Source organism: Limnospira sp. PMC 1279.21 (assembly GCF_032349615.1).
In the GTDB taxonomy this organism is placed as follows: domain Bacteria; phylum Cyanobacteriota; class Cyanobacteriia; order Cyanobacteriales; family Microcoleaceae; genus Limnospira; species Limnospira fusiformis.
In genome coordinates, this window is the sequence record NZ_JARPLU010000644.1 from 1 (window position 1) to 203 (window position 203).

The following is a 203-nucleotide window of genomic DNA, read 5'->3' on the forward strand; positions in this document are numbered from 1 at the left end:
CAATCCAGCGGAATTGTTCGGTGTTTTCTGCCATAGGTTGACCGTCGCTTTCAGGGTAGATAATTGGGGTTTGGGCAGTGGTTTTAATCTCGGTTACCATGTTGCCTCCTTGGGGTGCTTTATGGGTGTATTCGTTGTCAAAGGGGATTACATAGCATCAGGGTCAATGCCTAATTCCCGCAGTCTTTCCGCCAGGCGGTTAG

1 pseudogene is annotated in these 203 nt (G+C 49.3%); it reads right to left on the reverse strand.

Going from position 1 to position 203, the window contains the following annotated elements:
- A pseudogene (locus P5683_RS26345) lies at nt 1–100 on the reverse strand (Uma2 family endonuclease); the annotation flags it as partial.
- Nucleotides 101–203 lie beyond the last annotated feature (103 nt).